Source organism: Sinomonas gamaensis, from assembly GCF_005876955.1.
Classification (GTDB): Bacteria; Actinomycetota; Actinomycetes; order Actinomycetales; family Micrococcaceae; genus Sinomonas; species Sinomonas gamaensis.
Window position 1 is genome coordinate 43,015 of the sequence record NZ_SSCL01000017.1, and the last position, 16,285, is coordinate 59,299.

Sequence of the window (16,285 nt, forward strand, 5' to 3'; positions counted from 1 at the left end):
CCTTCCGTGGGGGTGTTGTTGCTTTTCCCCGTTTTGTTTTTGGGGGTGTGGGGGGGCGGCCCGGCGCCCCCCGCCACTCATCCCCCCAATGCAGAACCGCCCATCCCCCTGACAGGTCGCGTTCACACATTCATGATTCTGGCACAGGGTAATGAATTTGTGAATTCATTCGTCAAGTGTGTGGATTTTTGACGTTGCTCCGGGCAACCGTGCGGCGGGAAAGACGTGCCGCGAGCGAACTCGCCCAAATGAGCGTCAAGCCTGCGCAGAGCAGAAGGATCGTGCCGTAGTTGATGGTCTGGGACAGCCACAGTGCCTCTTTGGGCAGCACCGTGATGATGTTGGACAGCGCGAGCGCCACGTAGCCGAGCGCCAGCAGACCGGCCGCCGTCCGGAGTGTCGCGGGACCGCGTCGCCGCACCGTCCCGGCGAGGACCGGCAGCACCACCAGGCCGGTGAACGTCGGGTACAGGCGCCCCACGGTCCCGTAGACGGCCGGCCAGAACTGGAGGTCGGGGGTGAAGAACCCCACGCTCGAGGTGGTGAGCCCCGCAAGCACAAACGAGGCGACGAGGACCAGGCTCGCGACGCCGAGGAGCCCAAGCCCGATCGGCCCGAGGAGCACGCGCTCGGCGCGGAAACCCGAGAACGCGCGGGCCACCCGGATGCTGAGCAGGAGGCAGAAGCCGAAGATGATGAACCGCAGGAGCAGGTTCGCCATATTGTGGCCGCCGAGCAGCCGGTCCACCAGAAGATAGGGACCCTCGATGCTGAGGAGGATCACGAGGTCGAGCAGCGTCATGAGCCAGAACATGAGGCGGTTCCTGCCGCGGAGGAACGCCGGGAGCCGCGTGAGGACCAAAGCCGTGACGATCGCGCACGTGACCCACTGAAGCCAGATCATGCGAGGTGGTCCCAGGCTCGGCGGGAGGCGCGCTCCTCGTGTTCCTGGCGCTTGAGCGCGCGGCCCAGTGTGGCGAGCCGCTCTGACGCGAGGAGGGTGAGCTCGGCGTCGCTGAGGCGCCCGAGGGCGTCTTCGACGGCCGACGGCGGCCAGCCGGCTTCGGCGGCCGTCACCAGTCCCGTGACGACGAGCCCGTTGCGGAGGCCGACGCCGGCCTCCCGGGCGGTGCGTACCGCGAGCTCGGGGGTGAGGCGGTTGGCGGAGAGCTGGGCCGAGTAGTTCTGGGGGGCAATGCCCGCGGCGACGCTGACGCGGTGGCGGAGTTCGCCGTCGTCAATCGCCTCGACCCACTGCTTGACCGCCGCCGGCTCGGCGATCCGGGAATCGGTCGCGGCGAGAGGTGCCGGCGCGTGACCCGGCCGGGCAGCCACGCGCACGAGCAGCTCCTGGAGCAGCCGCGCGGTGGGGGTCTGGCTGAGCACTTCGGCGTCGGTGGGAGGCGCGATGCTCGCGGCGAGCTCCCGGTACTGTTCGAACTCGGCGAGGCCGAGGACGGGGTTGCGGCCATACGCGCGGGCCACCGCGACGACAGTGGTTTCCGCGACCTTGCCCCGCACGAGCTGCTGGGCGAGGGTGCTCCTCTTGACGCCCGACTGGCGGCAGACATCCGCGGTGCTGGAGCCCGGAGCCAACTGGCTGATCCAGCGCTGGAAGGCAATCGCAGAGACGGACATTCACAACCTTTCCTCGACCGCATTTGATTTTACGGCTCGCTCGCCCTGGTCTATGCTTGTTGCAAGCCCGTTGGCTCGCGCACCCCCCAATCGCGAGCCAGCGGGCGTTTCCATTTCTGGAGAAAGTCCCCAAGGATCCGCAGGAAAGGCGGTAGGCCGCGCATGAGCATGGACCGGGCGGCGTGGAGCTATATGCACGCCATGGGGAAGGCAAAGGACGGGGCCAATCCGTTCACCAAGGCGACCCTCAAGCGGGTGCTCGCCTTCGCCGTGCCCTATCGCGGGCGCATCCTGGTGTTCATCCTCGTCTCGATCCTCGCCGCGGTCGTCTCCGTTGCCACCCCGGTGCTCGCCGGCCAGGTCGTGGACGCGATCGTGGCGCGCAGCGGCCTCGGTCCCGTCGCCTTCTTCGCGGTCCTCATCGGCCTGCTCGCGATCGCCGACGCGGGGCTCAGCCTGATCGCCCGGTGGCTGTCCTCGGTCATCGGCGAGGGAGTGATCCTCGACCTGCGGCGCGCGGTCTTCGACCACGTCCAGAAGATGCCGATCGCATTCTTCATGCGAACACGCACCGGCGCGCTCGTGAGCCGACTCAACAACGACGTGATCGGCGCTCAGTCCGCGTTCGCCGGGACACTGAGCGGGATCGTGAGCAACAGCGTCTCGCTCATCCTGACCGTGGCGGTCATGGTGCAGAAGTCATGGATCGTGACCGTCCTTTCGTTGCTGATCCTGCCGCTGTTCCTGTTCCCGGCGCGGAGGATGGGTGCCAGGATCGCGGACATGCGCCGCGAGGCCGCGGCCTACAACGCGGCGATGGGCAACCAGATGACCGAGCGCTTCTCGGCGCCCGGCGCCACGCTCATCAAGCTCTTCGGCCGCCCGAACGAGGAATCGGCCGAGTTCGCCGCCAAGGCCAAGCGCGTGCGGGACATCGGAGTGCGCAGCGCCGTGCTCGCGTTTGCGTTCATCACCTCGCTCACGCTCGTCTCCTCCCTCGCGCTTGCGGTCGTCTACGGGGTGGGCGGCGCGCTCGCCGTGGGCGGGCAGATGGCGGCAGGCGACGTCGTGGTGCTCGCCCTGCTGCTGACCAAGCTGTACGCGCCGATCACCTCGCTCTCAAACGCGCGCGTGGACATCATGAGCGCGCTCGTGAGCTTCGAGCGCGTCTTCGAGGTGCTCGACCTCGTCCCGCTCATCCGGGAGAAGGACGACGCCAAGCCGCTTCCCCGAGGGCCGGTCTCCGTCGAGTTCGACGACGTGCGCTTCTCGTACCCCTCGGCAGAGAAGGTCTCGCTCGCCTCGCTCGAGGAGGTCGCGGTCCTCGACACGCGCGGGGGCGAAGAGGTCCTGCACGGGCTGGACTTCCGCGTGGAGCCAGGGCAGACGGTCGCGCTCGTCGGCTCCTCGGGCGCGGGGAAGTCGACGACGGCGCAGCTCATCTCGCGCCTGTACGACGTGGACAGCGGGGCCGTGCGGATCGGGGGAGTGGACGTGCGGGACGCCACATTCGAATCCCTCCGGGCGACGGTCGGCATGGTCACCCAGGACGGCCACCTCTTCCACGAGTCCATCGGGGCGAATCTCCGCCTCGCGGCGCCCGTCGCGACGGACGACGAACTGTGGGACGCGCTGCGGCGTGCGCGGCTCGACGACATGGTGCGCTCGCTGCCCGACGGCCTCGAGACCGTGGTGGGGGAGCGCGGCTACCGCCTCTCGGGCGGGGAGCGCCAGCGCCTCACGATCGCACGCCTCCTGCTCGCCCAGCCGCGCGTCGTGATCCTCGACGAGGCGACGGCGTCCCTCGACTCGACCAACGAGGCGGCGGTGCAGGCAGCGCTCACCGAGGCGCTCGAGGGACGCACCGCGCTCGTGATCGCGCACCGGCTCTCGACGATCCGCGCGGCGGACCTGATCCTCGTGATGGAAGGCGGGCGCGTGGTGGAGCGGGGCACGCACGCGGATCTCCTGGCCGCCGAGGGGCGCTATGCGGAGCTCTACACCACGCAGTTCGCCGAAGCAGTGGCCGTGGCCGAGGATTCAGCTGTGGACTCTGCCGTGGGGCTTGACGGATGAGCGCCCGCATCGTCGTCTCCGCCGTGTGCGTCTTCGCGCCCGACGGACGCCTCCTCACCGTCCGGAAGCACGGGACGGACCGGTTCATGCACCCCGGAGGCAAGCCCGAGCCCGGGGAGAACGCCGCCGAGGCGGCAAGCCGAGAGCTCTCCGAGGAGGTGGGCATCGAGGTGCCGGCCGACGAGCTCGGACTCATGGGCTTCTGGGTGGCCCGCGCCGCCAATGAAGCTGGCACGGACATCGAGGCGACCGTGTTCACCGCTCCTGGCTTCCACGATCCCGCCGAAATCCGTCCGGCCCGGGAGATCGCCGAGCTGCGGTGGCTGGACCTGGAAGGCGAGCTGCCTCCCGACCTGGCGCCGCTGCTCACCGATCACGTCATCCCGGCGCTGGTGACCCGGAGTCGAAGGGGCGCCCCGAGTCCTACGGCATCCGCTTGAGGACAGTCGTGAGGAGCAGGTCCTTCGCAGGGCCCTTCACGTCCCACTCGTAGCGCAGCTCGTTCGGCCCCAGGACTTCGTAGGAGACGCGGTAGGTGTCCGGCGCGCACCAGTGCTCCGCCTGGGCGCCGGCTGAATCAGATGACGCCAGCTCGGCTGAGAGGCTCACGCGGTGGAAGAACCGGCCGTCGGGGAAGTAGACGTCCATCGTGTGGCCCTCGGGCGTGGGGCGCCAGACGTATTCGCGGGTGGCAGGCCCCTCGTGCTGGCCCCAGCGGATGGTGCCGCTCTCGCGCTGGAGGAGGGCGCCGTCGTCGTCCGGCGCACCGTCCATCGCAGCGAAGGCGACCGAGCCGGTGAAGCTGCCGCGCGCCCCGGTGGCCCGGTCGAAGAGGGAGCGCTGCACGTTCCACGTGCCGCGGAGGTAAGCGCGGAGATCCGGGATTGACGACCCCACGTGCCCCCGACCGGAATCGAACCGATGGCCTGCCCTTTAGGAGAGGGCCGCTCTATCCTACTGAGCTACGGGGGCCCGCCCGGGATTCCGGGCACGGCTTCTAGCATATAGCTAGTCTGGGCCTCATGCGTTCGCGCCAGCCCTTCCCCGCCCCGGCGGACGTCCGTCACTATCTCGGCGCCTGGTCTGCCGTGAGCGTCGTTCAGTTCTTCGTGGCGGAGGCCGTGGTGGCCCTCCGCTGGGCCGGCCCGAGCCCCTACAGCCTCTCCGAGAATTTCATCAGCGATCTCGGCGCCCTCAGATGCGAGCCCCACAGCGGGCGGAACGTCTGCTCCCCGCTCAACTGGCTCATGGACAGCTCGTTCGTGCTCCAAGGCTTGGGGATGATCCTCGCCGCTCTCCTCATCACATCGTCCGTGCTGTGCGTGGCCGCGCGGCACACGCCGGCACGCTCCTCGGCCCCGGCCAGCCCGTCCCCGGGAGAAGCGTTCGCTGCGACGGCCGTACGCATCCTGCTGGGCCTCTCGGGCGCAGGGCTCGTCGTGGTGGGAGTCGTGCCCGAGGACACGATCGCCGCGCTCCATCTGACGGGGGCCGGCTTCTACTTCGGCGGAAGCTCGCTCGCGCTCGTGGTGCTGGGGGTGCAGTGGGTCGGACGCACCAGCGCGGGGTGGGCGGTGCTCGTCCTGGGCGCGATTGCCGCGGTGGCCACGGCCGTCGCCGCGATCACCCGCCTCCACGTCCCGCTGCCCGGCCTGCTCGAGCGGGTCATGGCCTATTCGATCACGCTCGGGATCGCCCTCATGGGGGCCGTGATCTTCTCGGGCGCCCGGCGAACGCGCGCGAGGCTCAGGAGCCTGCGCTCGGCGAGCCAGCCCTCCGCCGCCAGTTGACGAACAGGACGGCGGCGCCGCCGAGGACCACGATCGTGAAGAGGACCCAGCCCAAGATCACAAGCACCGAGGCGAGGGTCGCCTGGCCGGCGTCGAACGGGCGTGAGCCGAGTGCGCCGTCGATCGCGACGGATCCGGCGATGCGCACCACCGCGAACGCCACGGCAAGGCTGACGCCCGCCCAGCGAGCGGCCCGGGGCCGCGCCCACGCAGCGAAGACCAGGGCGAACGTCAGGGCGAAGACGATCGCGAAGATCGTCCCCGCCGTCTTGTGCACGTAACTGAGCTGACCCAGCGCGTCAGCGTCCATCACACCCCGGAGGCGCTCCAGATAATCGGCCGAGAAGCCGCCGACGAGCGAATCCGGCATCGCGAGGCCATTGCTGAGCTGCGTCATCTGCGTCAGCGTGAGGAGGTGGAAGTACCAGAACATGAACAGCGTGGCGCCGAGCGCCGCGATGACAATGAGCTTGGGGTTCCCCTCGCCGGGCTGCGCCTTCCGTGGTTGCTCAGGCGGCGCGCTGCGCCCGGAAGGGGCGACGGCGGCGCTGCTGCCGTGCTTGCGCGCACGCTGGGCGGGGGTCTTGGACATCTCTCCATTATCGCTACGCTGGTGGGGTGCCCCAGCTGACGCATGATCTGGCCCTGGACCCTGCCCTCGACGACGCCGCCCTCGCGGCCGCCCTGGTGCGCAACGCGGGCGGCCTCGCGCTGCAGATGCGCCTCGAGGGGCTTTCAGCCGAGCGGAAGACGTCTGTCTCCGACATCGTGACCGCCGCGGACAAGGCCGCGGAGGCCTACGTCGTCGCCCAGCTGGGCCGATGCCGCCCGGAGGACGGAGTCTACGGCGAGGAGGGCGCCTCCATCCCGTCCGCCTCCGGCCGCACCTGGGTCATCGACCCCGTCGACGGCACCTTCAACTTCTTCTCCGGTTCGCGCTACTGGTGCTCCGCGATCGCGCTCCGCGGCGAGGCCGAGACGAGCGAGGCCGACCCCGATGTGCTCCTCGGCGCCGTATTCCAGCCGCAGGAGGAGAAACTGTGGGTCGGCGGAATCGACGTCCCCGCGACCCTCAACGGAGAACCCCTCGCTGGTCCCGAGGAAGCGCCGCTCGGCCTGCTCGGCGCCGCCACCTCGATCCAGCCGCGATGGCTCGAGCAGCCGCTCTCCGCGATGCCCTGGCACAACGCGGCGGTGAGGGCTGCCTCGATCCGCATCCTCGGCTCAGGCTCGTGCGACTTGGCGCGCGTGGCTCAAGGCGAGATCGGCGCGTGGTTCCAGCACTCATGCCCCCAATGGGATTGGCTCCCCGGCAAGGCGATCGTCCGCGCGGCCGGCGGGACCACGGGCACCGTGGACGTCAACGGCCTCACCTGGTTCGCCGCGGGAGGCACGACGGCGGTCGGCCAGATCCTCGACGCGCTCGCCGAAGTGCGCATCGCCTGAGCGATTGGGTGCCCTTGACCCTCTGCTGCCCTTGACCCTCTGCGCGCACAGTGATGTTCTGGAGAGACCGGAAACCGATGCGAAGGAGGGACACGATGGCCAGCGTTGCAGGCCAAGATCCGATCCGCAGCCTCCCCGAGGAAGAGGATCCGTCGCTCGACTACTCCGTGGAACCGGACCTCCCAGTCTGGGATGAAGAGGACGGCCTGATCGACGAGGAGCCTGTGATCATCGAAGCCGATCCCGCCGACCTTGCGGAGCAGCACCGCAGCGCCGACGCTTGATCGGCATCTGGCATTCGCCGTCAGCAGCCGGCCGCGCAAGGCATTGCCGCCCGTCCCGCACCGCGGGAAAATTGAGGGAGGAGATGCCCGGCGCGGCCGGTTGGCGTTCGCGGCAGGCAGGTCCGCGGAGAGCGAGGTCGCGCTGTGTTCGAGTACTTCACCGAAGCCCACGAGCTGTTCGTCTACCGCCTCGGCATCGCACGTGGCACGAGCCGCCGCGCGATCGTGACCCTCGGGACGCTTGAGCAGCACGCCCAGCGACGCGAAGTCAACGCTCTCATGCGGGACCTGCAGGAGGAAGCGCGGCTCCACGCGGCCGTCCTCGAGGACCTCTTTGCCGACTTGGAGCGAAACGTGGCGGTCCCCCCGGGACATCTCGCCGACGGCCTCGATCATGAGGCGCACATGGTGCTGCGGAAGACGGACGAGCCGCTCAAGGACCTCGCCGTGCTGCCCCTGGCACTCGAGGAGCTCTACGCAGCGATCGCCATCTACGAGCCTCTGGCCCTCTACGCGCGGGAATGGCTCGATGAGAGCATCGCGGAGCGCCTTGAGGCGATCGTCGTGGAGCAGCTTGCGTCCCGGAACCGCATCCTCGACCTGATCAGGAGGGTGTTCGCGAGCAACGAGACGGTGCAGGCGACGATCGAGACGACCGAGTAGGAGGAAACCGTGAGCGAGTCCACTGGCCGTGAGCTCCGGCACGAACCCGGCGCTCCCCACAGCAGGCTCAGTCACTTCATGCGGACCATGGGTCATCTCCGCAGCGTGTACGGGCCGGCAGCGCACCGGAACCTGGCGGAGGAAGAGGCCCACGGGCGCAACCCGGAGGACCTGAAGGAATCCCAGGAGCTCGAGGGCATCGACGTCGAGACCGATTCGGAAGGCCATCACTACGGCGTGCGCCGCGAGCGGCCAGAGGGCTGAGCGCCCGACTGGCCGGCGGCACACGCGGAAGGGTCTCGGGCCGGCGTAGCGAACGGCGTCGGCCCGAGCTGTTCGCGCTTAAAATGGATGCATCATGGAGATGCTCTTCGATCCGTACGCTGACCTGCCCAAGCCCGGCACGCCTGGGGGCGCGCAGGAACCGGACGAGCTCGAGCCTCCCGTTCCCGAACCGGACGAACGCGCCGAGCGTCTCCTCGAGGGGCTGAATCCCCAGCAGCACGAGGCCGTGATCCATGCCGGAAGCCCCCTGCTCATCGTGGCGGGCGCGGGTTCGGGCAAGACGCGGGTGCTCTCGCACCGCATCGCGTATCTCATCGCCACGGGGCGCGCCCATCACGGCGAGATCCTCGCGATCACGTTCACCAACAAGGCTGCAGCCGAGATGCGCGAGCGCATCGAGTCGCTTGTCGGCGACCGGGCGAAGCGTATGTGGATATCCACGTTCCACTCGTCGTGCGTGCGAATCCTCCGGCGCGAGGCCTCCGCCGTGGGCCTCAACTCGAACTTCTCCATCTACGACGCGGCCGATTCGCTGCGCCTCATCACGCTCGTCCACAAGGGCCTCGAGCTGGATCCGAAGAAGGTCGCGCCGAAGGCCGTCCAGAACAAGATCTCCGCCCTCAAGAACGAGCTCATCGACGCGGATGACTTCGCCTCGCGCGCGAACCTCAACGACGTGTTCGAGGCAGGCGTTGCCGAGGTCTACAAGGGCTACACCGAGCGGCTGCGGCAGTCGAACGCGATGGACTTCGACGATCTCATCGCCGAGACGGTCTACCTGTTCCGGGCGTTCCCGGCGGTCGCAGAAGGCTACCGGCGGCGGTTCCGTCATGTGCTCGTCGACGAATACCAGGACACGAACCACGCCCAGTACGCGCTCGTGAGGGAGCTCGTGGGCGAGGGTGAGGCCGCTTCCGAGCTCACGGTTGTGGGCGACTCGGATCAGTCCATCTACGCGTTCCGCGGCGCCGACATCCGCAATATCGTGGAGTTCGAGAAGGACTATCCGAACGCCCGCACCATCAAGCTCGAGCAGAACTACCGCTCCACGCAGACGATCCTCTCGGCCGCAAACGCCGTGATCTCGCGCAACCCGAACCGGCCCGAGAAGACCCTCTGGACGGCCGAGGGCAACGGCGAGAAGATCATCGGCTACGCCGCGGAGAACGAGCACGAGGAAGCGCGATTCATTGCCGGCGAGATCGACAGGCTCGTGGACACGGGCGATTACCGCCCCGGGGACGTCGCCGTCTTCTACCGCACGAACGCGCAGTCCCGCAGCCTCGAGGAAATCCTCATGCGCGTGGGCCTGCCGTACAAGGTCGTGGGCGGGACCCGCTTCTACGAGCGCAAGGAGATCAAGGACGCACTCGCCTACCTGCGCGTGCTCGTGAACCCGGACGACGACGTCAACCTCCGCCGCATCCTCAACGAGCCGAAGCGGGGCATCGGCGATCGGGCCGAGGGGGCGATCGCCGCGCTCGCGGAGCGCGACCGGACGTCGTTCATGGCGGCCATGCGCCGGGCCGACGAGGCGCCGGCCATGGCGACCCGTTCCGTGAACGCCGTCAAGGGCTTCGTCAAGCTCCTCGACGACCTTGCCGTCGTCGCCGCGGGCTCTGGCGCCGCCGCCTCGCTCGAAGCGGTCCTCGAGCAGACCGGCTACCTGGCCGGCCTCAGGAGCTCGACCGATCCGCAGGACGAGTCGCGCGTCGAGAACCTCGCCGAGCTGGTCGCCGTCGTCCGCGAATATGAGCGGGACAATCCTGAGGGAACGCTCTCCGACTTCCTCGAGCAGGTCTCGCTGGTGGCGGATGCGGACCAGATCCCGGACGCGCCCGGAGCTTCGCCGGAGGAGGTCGAGGCCGCGGTCGCAGAGGCCAAGCGGCAAGGTGTCGTGACGCTCATGACGCTCCACACCGCCAAAGGGCTCGAGTTCCCGGTCGTGTTCCTCACGGGTCTTGAGCATGGGGTGTTCCCGCACCGACGGTCCGCGACCGATCCCGAGGAGCTGGCGGAGGAGCGGCGGCTCGCCTATGTGGGCCTCACGCGGGCCCGCGAGCGGCTCTACCTCACGCGCTCCGAGGTGCGGAGCCTATGGGGCCAGAGCGAGTACTACCCGGCGAGCCAGTTCATCGGAGAGGTCCCTTCCGAGCTCATCGACTGGAAGCGGGAAGGCTCGGCCCGTCCGCCGGCAGTCGGTTCCGCGGGGGACCGCTTCTCGTCGCGCTACTCCGGGTCGTACTGGGGCTCGGGGACGAGCCGCAACGCCCAGTTCGACGCGGTGGCCTCGCCGCCTGCGTCGGTCCGAGCCAACCGGGTCCAGCCGCAGAAGGAGATCATCTCCGTATCCGTGGGGGACAAGGTCAACCACACCGCTTTCGGCAACGGCACCGTCATCGGGGTCGAGGGCTCGGGGGACAAGACTGTGGCCAAGGTGACGTTCCCCGTGGGGGAGAAGAGGCTCCTCCTGCGATACGCGCCCCTGACGAAGGTGAGCTGACGACCCCGCCGGCCAAGCTCCCCAACCTTTCGGCCGAATTCCCCAGCTTTCTCATCGCTCGGCGAGTCCAACGGAGACGGAAGGCCCGGCATCCCAGATGAGTGCCGTCGTCGTCCGCTGGAAAGTTGGGGAGGACGGCAAGAAAGCTGGGGAGGACGGCTGGTTTGGCAGCGAATTCTACACGATGTAGAGCTGTGCCCTTGGTCACGAAAAGCGCCGCGGCGGGACCGGTCCTGCCGGGAGGGGCTAGAGTTTCCCCTTGGAGCACTGGGCCCGCCGACGGGGGAGCTCCCACCGGCGAACCAAGGGTGTTCCGAGTCAGAACTACTTCGACGTAGAGGACCCTGAACCGTGGACCTGTTTGAATATCAGGCGCGCGATCTGTTCGAGGCACACGGCGTGCCCGTGCTGGCCGGAATCGTTGCGCACACCCCTGAGGAAGCGAAGGCTGCCGCCGAGAAGATTGGCGGCGTGACCGTCGTCAAGGCCCAGGTGAAGGTCGGAGGCCGCGGCAAGGCCGGCGGTGTCAAGGTTGCGAAGTCCGCCGACGAGGCGTACGAGCACGCCAAGAACATCCTCGGGATGGACATCAAGGGCCACACGGTCAAGAAGGTCATGATCGCGCAGGGCGCGGACATCGCCGAGGAGTACTACTTCTCGGTGCTGCTGGACCGCTCGAACCGCAACTACCTCGCGATGTGCTCGGTCGAGGGCGGGATGGAGATCGAGCAGCTCGCGGTGGAGCGCCCGGAGGCGCTGGCGAAGGTCCCGGTCGATCCGGGTACGGGCATCGACGCCGCGAAGGCCGCCGAGATCGCGGAGGCCGCTGGCTTCGCGCCTGAGCTGCGCGAGAAGGTCGCGGACGTCATCGTCAAGCTGTGGGACGTCTTCAAGGGTGAGGACGCCACGCTCGTCGAGGTCAACCCGCTGGTCAAGACCGGCTCGGGCGACCTCATCGCGCTCGACGGCAAGGTCTCCCTCGACGAGAACGCCGAGTTCCGCCACAAGGAGCACGACGAGCTCGCGGACAAGGAGTCCGAGGACCCGCTTGAGTCCAAGGCCAAGGCCCTGGACCTCAACTACGTCAAGCTCGACGGCGAGGTCGGCATCATCGGCAACGGGGCGGGCCTGGTCATGTCGACGCTCGACGTCGTCGCGTACGCGGGCGAGCGGCACGGCAACGTCAAGCCGGCCAACTTCCTCGACATCGGCGGTGGCGCCTCGGCCGAGGTCATGGCGAACGGACTCTCGATCATCCTCGGCGACGAGCAGGTCAAGAGCGTGTTCGTGAACGTCTTCGGCGGCATCACCGCGTGCGACGCCGTTGCCAACGGCATCGTCGGCGCCCTCGAGAAGCTGGGCGACTCGGCGAACAAGCCGCTCGTCGTGCGCCTCGACGGCAACAACGTGGACGAGGGCCGGCGCATCCTGCACGAGGCCAACCACCCGCTGGTCACCCTCGCCGAGAACATGGACCAGGGCGCCGACAAGGCCGCCGAGCTTGCCAACTCGTCGAACGCTGTGAAGTAAGGGACGCACAATGTCGATCTTCCTGAACAAGAACAACAAGGTCATCGTCCAGGGCATCACGGGCTCGGAAGGCTCCAAGCACACCGCCCGCATGCTCGCGGCGGGGACGAACGTCGTTGGCGGCGTCAATGCCCGCAAGGCCGGCACGACGGTCAAGCACGAGGACCAGCACGGCAACCCTGTGGAGCTGCCCGTGTTCGGCTCCGTCAAGGAGGCCATGGCCGAGACCGGCGCGGACACCTCCATCGTGTTCGTCCCGCCGGCCTTCACGAAGGACGCCGTGGTCGAGGCGATCGAGGCCGAGATCGGCCTCGTCGTGGTCATCACCGAGGGCGTGCCGGTGCAGGACTCCGCCGAGTTCTGGGCCCTCGCCCAGTCCAAGAAGGACGCCGAGGGCAAGCAGCTCACCCGCATCATCGGCCCGAACTGCCCCGGCATCATCACCCCCGGCGAGGCCCTCGTGGGCATCACCCCGGCGAACATCACCGGCAAGGGCGGGGTGGGCCTGGTCTCGAAGTCCGGCACGCTGACCTACCAGATGATGTACGAGCTCCGTGACCTCGGCTTCTCCACGGCCATCGGCATCGGCGGCGACCCGGTCATCGGCACGACGCACATCGACGCCCTTGCGGCGTTCGAGGCCGACCCCGAGACCAAGGCCATCGTGATGATCGGCGAGATCGGCGGCGACGCCGAGGAGCGCGCGGCCGAGTTCATCAAGAACAACGTCACCAAGCCGGTCGTCGGCTACGTGGCCGGCTTCACCGCGCCCGAGGGCAAGACCATGGGCCACGCCGGCGCCATCGTCTCCGGCTCCTCCGGCACCGCGCAGGCGAAGAAGGAGGCCCTCGAGGCCGCGGGCGTCAAGGTCGGCAAGACCCCGTCCGAGACCGCCCACCTCCTCCGCAGCGTGTACCCGAAGCACGAGGAGCCGTCGAACCTCTGAGTTCCGCTCCGCTTGCGCCGTCACCTTTGCGGGGTTCCCACCCCGCAAAGGTGACGGCGCATTCGTGTGTCAGGCCGCCGTCGTCGTTCTTATTGCTTGTGAGGCGACCTCATTGCTTCTCGGGCAACGATCCGGCGCGCGATGAACTTCGCGTCCCGGCCCACGCCGCCCACCAGATGCGAGTAGAAGCCGCGCTGGAAGACGAGGCCTACGTAGAAGAGGCCGGGAACGCCGTCGGCCACGCCCTCGGTTTCGGCGGGATAGCCGTCCGCGCCGACGGCACCGACGCCGAGGAAGGCGTAGTCCGGACGGTACCCCGTGCACCACAGGACGTTGGCTACGTCGAGGACGGTCCCGTCGTCGAGCGTCGGCTTGCCGTCCGCGGAGCCCACGGTGCGGGCCGGGGTGCGATGCACCCCGGCAGCGTCGAGGTCCGCGCGCTTGGTCCGGATGAGTGGTGAGCCACCGCGGCGGATAACGGGCTGCAGCTTGCGGCCGATGGGAGTCTTGAGGGTCAAGACGTAGTTCTGGGCGAACCAGAAGAACGGGCCAGCCAGACGCTCGTCGACCGGGATCTCGCCGTGGTGGCGCCCCGAGAGCCACGTCTCGTGGCCTGCCTGCGCGGCCTCCAGGGCAAGATCGGCACCCGACTGGCTGGCCCCGACAACGAGGACCCGGCCCGGCAGCAGTTGTGACGGATTCCGGTACTGGCTCGAGTGGAGCTGCCGGATCCCCGGGTCGAGCTGGGCCGAGACTTCGGGAATCTTCGGCAACGCGTCGCTTCCGGTCGCGACCACCACGTTGCGCGCACGCAACTCGCCCGAGGTCGTGGAGACGAGGAAACCATCGCCCGAGTGATCAACCGAGGCCACGCGGACACCGGTATGCGGCGGGACTCCGACGAACCGGGCGTAGGCCTCTAGGTAGTCCGCGAGCTGGGGTCCGGTGGGCCACGCCGACTTCGGGCCGGGGAATGGCATGCCGGGCAGCCCGTCGACCCGGGCGGGGGTGAAGAGGCGCAGCGAGTCGTACCGCTCGCGCCATTGGTCGCCCACGCGCTGGCGCTCCTCGAGCACCACGCATTCTCGGCCTGCGCGGCGCAGCCAGAATGCCGTCGCGAGCCCCGCCTGCCCGCCGCCGATGATCACTGTTTCGGTGCTTTCGCCCTTCGATGTCGCCGCGGCCGGTGCGAAGGGTTCGATGCCAGTCATGATTGTCCTCCGACTCCTAAGCCCCTTGTGGGCTCTGAATCCCTTTTCGGGCTCTGAATCGACGGTACGAGTGCCGAGAGGTAGGCTGCGTCGGCCGGATGATGCATCTGTTGGCGCTCGCCATGGGTGATTCTGTGCAGGCGCTTGCGCAACGGTGGGGACCCTGCGGAGGTGACGGCGCAAGCGGGGAAGGCTTGGCGGGAAGGAGCAGGTTCAGAGGAGGCGGTGGTCGTAGGCGTAGGCCGTCGCGGCTGTCCGGGAGGCGATGCCGAGCTTCGTGTAGATGTTCGCCAGGTGCCGCGCGACGGTCTTCTCGCTCAGTACGAGTTCCTCGGCGACCGCGCGGTTCGTCAGCCCCTTCGCGACAAGTCGCACCACGTCCACCTCCCGAGGCGTGAGCGGCCCGGTCGACGACGGCGCGGGGCCCGGCAGCGCGGCAAGGTCCGGCGCCGCGCCGAGGCGCTCGAACGCTGCGCGGGCGGCGTCGACCTCGAGTGCGGAGGCCTCGTCGTCGCCGAGGGCCGCGTAGCACCGGCCAAGGCCCGCGCGTGCACGGGCCTCCAAGTACGGCATCCCAAGGTTGTGCCAGCGCTGCGAGGCCTCCCGGAGGGCCGCGGCGGCGCCTGCGAGGTCGCCCGCGGTGAAGCGGGCCAGGCCGTCGGCGGTCAGGGCTCGGGCCGCGAGGAGGGGCGCCGGCTGGGGTCCAGCCATGTTCGCGAGTTCGTCGGCCGCTCGGCCCGCGGACTCGGCCTGCCCCGCGGCGGCCATGACCTCGACGTACGCCTGGAGGAACTCCGCCCGCTCGGCGTTCCCTGTGAGCTCGCGGTCCAGACGGCGAGCGGAGACGACGGCGGCTTCGAGCTGGCCTTGCGCGAGGCGCAGGAGCATGAGGCCAGGCTCGGGCCTGCGCCCCGCCGAATTCGCGACGCGGTAGGCGTTCTCCGCCTCCGCGAACCGGCCCGCGAGCCGGTGCAGCTCCCCAATCTGGTAGCTCGCGAGCCCGGCGTCGGCCGGGAGGAGGCGCTCACCGGCGCGCACGGCCTCGTCGAGCGCGCCGGGCCAATCGCCGTCGAGCATCTTGACCACGGAACGGTGGACCAGGCACTCACCGCGGAAGGGCACGAGTTCGGGGTGCCGTGCGCACCAATCGGAGGCAGCCGCAGTCCATTCGCGCGCCCGGGCGACGTCTGCGAACCGGAGCGATGCCGAGATCACGGAGCAGTAGGCGACCCCATTCACGATCGGCGTCCGGACCTCGCCGGACGTCACGATGGCCATGGCGTCGTCCAGTTCGGCGAGCCCCTTGGCGCTGCTGCCGAGGCGCAGGAGCGCCCATCCGGCGCTGAGCCGGGAGAGGACCGCGGTGTCGGTGTCGCCGGCCGGCACGGCGATCTTGACGGCGTCCCGGGAGAGGTCGAGGGCCCGCCGGATCTGGGCGGGTTCGGACGAGGCGAGCGCAACGTGCCCGAGCCCTGAGAAGACCAGGGCGCGCTCGGCATCGAGGCTCGCCTCGTCGACGATCCCCGCGAGGCGGCGGCCCCACGCTTCGGCACGGGCAGGGTCGCCGCGCGACTCGTGCACGAAGGCGAGCCAGAAGGCGGCGCGGGCGGCAGCGGCGCCGTCGCTCGCTTCGAGGAAACCGCGGAAGGCGCGGCCCAGAAGGTCGATGCACTGCCGCTCGTGTCCGAGCAGGAACGCGCAGAAGGCAAAGCGCATGAGATCCGCCGCGGGGAGCGGAAGCTCCCGGTCCGCCTGCTCGAAGGCATGGAGGGCAGCGGTCCAGGACTGGGCTGCATAGAGCATCCGGCCGTCGTCGGTCAGCGTGTGCGGCATGGCGGACCACCTCGCTCAGAGCATAGACCGGGGTAGGTTGGATGTCAGTGCGCAAGCCAAGTCGAAGAGCACTTGAAGGA

Annotated in this window: 16 protein-coding genes and 1 tRNA gene; 10 read left to right on the forward strand and 7 right to left on the reverse strand. The window is 69.0% G+C overall.

Annotated features, from left to right (window positions below; all coding sequences use genetic code 11):
- Positions 1-172 precede the first annotated feature (172 nt).
- The gene (locus E5679_RS17980) at positions 173-904 is read right to left on the reverse strand and encodes a hypothetical protein (RefSeq protein WP_138418443.1); all 732 of its coding nucleotides are present in this window, start codon (positions 902-904) and stop codon (positions 173-175) included.
- Positions 901-1,638 (reverse strand): hypothetical protein, encoded by a 738-nt coding sequence (locus tag E5679_RS17985; RefSeq protein WP_138418445.1) that lies wholly within the window; start codon positions 1,636-1,638, stop codon positions 901-903. Before E5679_RS17985 ends, E5679_RS17980 begins: the two co-directional genes overlap by 4 nt.
- 162 nt (positions 1,639-1,800) lie before the next feature.
- Between E5679_RS17985 and E5679_RS17990 the strand changes: the two genes are divergently transcribed.
- A complete protein-coding gene (locus E5679_RS17990; protein ID WP_138418447.1) occupies positions 1,801-3,714 on the forward strand; it encodes an ABC transporter ATP-binding protein in 1,914 nt (637 codons plus the stop codon).
- Complete coding sequence (locus E5679_RS17995) at positions 3,711-4,154, forward strand: NUDIX hydrolase (protein WP_138418449.1); 444 nt, start codon at positions 3,711-3,713, stop codon at positions 4,152-4,154. The genes E5679_RS17990 and E5679_RS17995 overlap by 4 nt, the downstream gene beginning before the upstream one ends.
- Here the strand turns inward: E5679_RS17995 and E5679_RS18000 are convergent.
- Together E5679_RS18000 and E5679_RS18005 are read right to left on the reverse strand one after the other, a co-directional pair.
- A complete protein-coding gene (locus E5679_RS18000; protein ID WP_138418451.1) occupies positions 4,138-4,611 on the reverse strand; it encodes a DUF6314 family protein in 474 nt (157 codons plus the stop codon). The two genes, E5679_RS17995 and E5679_RS18000, sit on opposite strands and share 17 nt — an antisense overlap.
- Before the next feature lies 1 nt (position 4,612).
- Positions 4,613-4,686: transfer RNA gene (locus E5679_RS18005), tRNA-Arg, on the reverse strand.
- Positions 4,687-4,736: 50 nt separating this feature from the next.
- Here E5679_RS18005 and E5679_RS18010 point away from each other — a divergent pair.
- Positions 4,737-5,504 (forward strand): DUF998 domain-containing protein, encoded by a 768-nt coding sequence (locus E5679_RS18010; RefSeq protein WP_138418453.1) that lies wholly within the window; start codon positions 4,737-4,739, stop codon positions 5,502-5,504.
- Here E5679_RS18010 and E5679_RS18015 read toward each other — a convergent pair.
- Positions 5,461-6,096, reverse strand: a complete 636-nt coding sequence (locus E5679_RS18015) for a hypothetical protein (RefSeq protein ID WP_138418454.1) — start codon at positions 6,094-6,096, stop codon at positions 5,461-5,463. The two genes, E5679_RS18010 and E5679_RS18015, sit on opposite strands and share 44 nt — an antisense overlap.
- Positions 6,097-6,131: 35 nt before the next feature.
- On the opposite strand from E5679_RS18015, the gene E5679_RS18020 reads away from it, so the two are divergent.
- From E5679_RS18020 to sucD, 7 genes are all read left to right on the forward strand, one after another.
- A complete protein-coding gene (locus E5679_RS18020; protein WP_275092563.1) occupies positions 6,132-6,950 on the forward strand; it encodes an inositol monophosphatase family protein in 819 nt (272 codons plus the stop codon).
- Positions 6,951-7,045: 95 nt separating this feature from the next.
- Positions 7,046-7,234 (forward strand): hypothetical protein, encoded by a 189-nt coding sequence (locus E5679_RS18025; RefSeq protein ID WP_138418456.1) that lies wholly within the window; start codon positions 7,046-7,048, stop codon positions 7,232-7,234.
- 144 nt (positions 7,235-7,378) lie between these two features.
- The gene (locus E5679_RS18030; RefSeq protein ID WP_138418458.1) at positions 7,379-7,897 is read left to right on the forward strand and encodes a DUF892 family protein; all 519 of its coding nucleotides are present in this window, start codon (positions 7,379-7,381) and stop codon (positions 7,895-7,897) included.
- A gap of 9 nt (positions 7,898-7,906) precedes the next feature.
- On the forward strand, positions 7,907-8,161 hold the full coding sequence (locus tag E5679_RS18035; protein WP_138418460.1) for a hypothetical protein: 255 nt from the start codon (positions 7,907-7,909) through the stop codon (positions 8,159-8,161).
- Positions 8,162-8,255: 94 nt separating this feature from the next.
- Positions 8,256-10,685, forward strand: coding sequence for a DNA helicase PcrA (gene pcrA, locus E5679_RS18040; RefSeq protein ID WP_138418462.1), 2,430 nt, complete (start codon positions 8,256-8,258; stop codon positions 10,683-10,685).
- A gap of 351 nt (positions 10,686-11,036) precedes the next feature.
- Positions 11,037-12,215, forward strand: coding sequence for an ADP-forming succinate--CoA ligase subunit beta (gene sucC, locus E5679_RS18045; protein WP_138418464.1), 1,179 nt, complete (start codon positions 11,037-11,039; stop codon positions 12,213-12,215).
- 10 nt (positions 12,216-12,225) lie between these two features.
- Complete coding sequence (gene sucD, locus E5679_RS18050; protein WP_138418466.1) at positions 12,226-13,161, forward strand: succinate--CoA ligase subunit alpha; 936 nt, start codon at positions 12,226-12,228, stop codon at positions 13,159-13,161.
- A gap of 89 nt (positions 13,162-13,250) precedes the next feature.
- Here the strand turns inward: sucD and E5679_RS18055 are convergent, their stop codons facing one another.
- Both E5679_RS18055 and E5679_RS18060 read right to left on the reverse strand, forming a co-directional pair.
- Complete coding sequence (locus E5679_RS18055; RefSeq protein WP_138418468.1) at positions 13,251-14,372, reverse strand: flavin-containing monooxygenase; 1,122 nt, start codon at positions 14,370-14,372, stop codon at positions 13,251-13,253.
- A gap of 213 nt (positions 14,373-14,585) precedes the next feature.
- The gene (locus E5679_RS18060; RefSeq protein WP_138418470.1) at positions 14,586-16,205 is read right to left on the reverse strand and encodes a helix-turn-helix transcriptional regulator; all 1,620 of its coding nucleotides are present in this window, start codon (positions 16,203-16,205) and stop codon (positions 14,586-14,588) included.
- Positions 16,206-16,285: the final 80 nt, after the last annotated feature.

Bases quoted from the DNA above. Each gene is read 5' to 3' on its own strand.
- E5679_RS17980 (WP_138418443.1), bottom strand. From the start codon at position 904: ATGATCTGGCTTCAGTGGGTCACGTGCGCGATCGTCACGGCTTTGGTC.
- E5679_RS17985 (WP_138418445.1), bottom strand. From the start codon at position 1,638: ATGTCCGTCTCTGCGATTGCCTTCCAGCGCTGGATCAGCCAGTTGGCT.
- E5679_RS17990 (WP_138418447.1), top strand. From the start codon at position 1,801: ATGAGCATGGACCGGGCGGCGTGGAGCTATATGCACGCCATGGGGAAG.
- E5679_RS17995 (WP_138418449.1), top strand. From the start codon at position 3,711: ATGAGCGCCCGCATCGTCGTCTCCGCCGTGTGCGTCTTCGCGCCCGAC.
- E5679_RS18010 (WP_138418453.1), top strand. From the start codon at position 4,737: ATGCGTTCGCGCCAGCCCTTCCCCGCCCCGGCGGACGTCCGTCACTAT.
- E5679_RS18015 (WP_138418454.1), bottom strand. From the start codon at position 6,096: ATGTCCAAGACCCCCGCCCAGCGTGCGCGCAAGCACGGCAGCAGCGCC.
- E5679_RS18025 (WP_138418456.1), top strand. From the start codon at position 7,046: ATGGCCAGCGTTGCAGGCCAAGATCCGATCCGCAGCCTCCCCGAGGAA.
- pcrA (WP_138418462.1), top strand. From the start codon at position 8,256: ATGGAGATGCTCTTCGATCCGTACGCTGACCTGCCCAAGCCCGGCACG.
- sucD (WP_138418466.1), top strand. From the start codon at position 12,226: ATGTCGATCTTCCTGAACAAGAACAACAAGGTCATCGTCCAGGGCATC.
- E5679_RS18055 (WP_138418468.1), bottom strand. From the start codon at position 14,372: ATGACTGGCATCGAACCCTTCGCACCGGCCGCGGCGACATCGAAGGGC.
- E5679_RS18060 (WP_138418470.1), bottom strand. From the start codon at position 16,205: ATGCCGCACACGCTGACCGACGACGGCCGGATGCTCTATGCAGCCCAG.